This window comes from uncultured Amaricoccus sp. (assembly GCF_937858865.1).
Taxonomy (GTDB): Bacteria; Pseudomonadota; Alphaproteobacteria; order Rhodobacterales; family Rhodobacteraceae; genus Amaricoccus.
In genome coordinates, this window is record NZ_CALLYO010000049.1 from 1 (window position 1) to 1,539 (window position 1,539).

Below are 1,539 nucleotides of genomic sequence, written 5' to 3' on the forward strand. Positions count from 1 at the left end.
ACTGCAGCGCGTCGAGGCGCGCGGCGAAGCCGTCGAGCGCGCTCCTCGGGTCACGGCCCTCGATCTCGGCGAGCTTCGCCTCCAGCGGCGCAAGCCGGGCGAGGACCGCCTCGGTGGTGGCGTCCTTCTGGGCGTAGAGCCGGGTCAGCTGCTCGCTGATCTCCGCGAACGGGTTCTCCGCCGGCGTGTCGAGGCGCGACTGCAGCGCGTCGAGGCGCGCGGCGAAGCCGTCGAGCGCGCTCCTCGGATCACGGGCGGCCAACTCGGTCTCGAGCGCGGCAATGCGGCCCATCAGACCTTCGACGATCGCGTCCTTCTGGGCGTGGAGACGCGCAAGGTGCTGGGCGAGCTCGGCGACCGGCGATCCGGCCGCCTCAAGGGCGGCGAGCGCCGCCCCGGTTGCATCCTGGGCCGCCGCCACGGCCGCGATCTTCGCCTCGAGCCGGCTCTCCAGCCGCGCCACCACCTCCCGGGCCGGCTCGCGGCCCTTGAGGTCGCTCTCCATGGAGCCGAGCCGCGACTCGAGCGGAGCGAGGCGCGCGATCACGGCAGCGAGCGCGGAGTCCTTCTGGGCGTGCAGCTTGGTCAGCTGCTCCACGAGCGCCGCCTGCGGGTCGGGGCCCTCCGCCTCGGCGCGGCGGGCGGCCAGCCTCGCCTCCAGCGCTGCGGCGGCAGCGGCCTGGGCGCTTTCCAGCGCATCGAGGCGGGAGGTGAGCCCCTCGAAGAGCCCGCGCGCCTCGGCGGCGCTGCCCATCTGCTCGAGGGTCTTCATCCGGGCGCGCAGCTGGTCGAGGCCGGCGAGCGCGGTTTCAAGGGTCGCGTTCTTGTCGCGGATCAGCCCGAGGAGCTGGGCGGCCATCGCCTGCAGCCGGTCCTCGGCGGCACCGGCGCCGTCGAGCTTCGCCGTGACCTCGGCCTGCACCGCCTCGATCGCCGCCATGCGGCCCTCGACGCGGCGGGTCACGGATTCAAGGCCGGGCTCGAGGCCGGGCTGGGGACCCGCGTCCGCCGCCGCTCCGCCCCGGCGCGCCTTCCGGCGCTTCCGCGCCGCGAAGCCCGAGGCCATGAGGAAGAGGCCGAGGCCGGCGAGCGAGAGCATGATCGTTGCGATGGGGTCCATGGCCCTTGGGTCCGCTCCTGGCTTGCGATCCAGGGGCCATCAGTTCGGTCGAAATGGTTAGAGCGCCGTTAATGCTGGGAAGCCTTAGCCCTGCCCGGTTAAGCGGAAGGGCACCGCCACCGGCGCGAAGGTAGCGTCGGACCGTGCTCCGTGCGCAGCCGAACTCCTTCGACAGCCGTTTGGCTTTTTCCAGCCACGCTCGTGCAGCCGAACCATCGCGGTCACCTTCCTCCACCTGAAGCATCTCTTCTTCTGCGTCCGTGAACCACGTGCAGGAAGCTCTGAACCCCGAGACTCCATATGTCCCCTGATGAGGGGTCAGTTGTTCGTTCTCGTCCTGGCGCTCGGAGGTGAGGTTGGGGGTCATAGTGAGAATGTTCTACACTTGAATATATCCTGCCTTCCTCTCGCTTCCTCTC

At 70.8% G+C, this 1,539-nt stretch carries 1 protein-coding gene and 1 pseudogene; both read right to left on the bottom strand.

Features of this window, described 5'->3' with window-relative positions; translation table 11 throughout:
- On the bottom strand, positions 1-1,120 hold a 1,120-nt coding region (locus tag Q0112_RS01300), incomplete at its 3' end, for a hypothetical protein (RefSeq protein WP_297970409.1).
- A gap of 103 nt (positions 1,121-1,223) precedes the next feature.
- A pseudogene (locus Q0112_RS01305) lies at positions 1,224-1,348 on the bottom strand (helix-turn-helix domain-containing protein); the annotation flags it as partial.
- Positions 1,349-1,539: the final 191 nt, after the last annotated feature.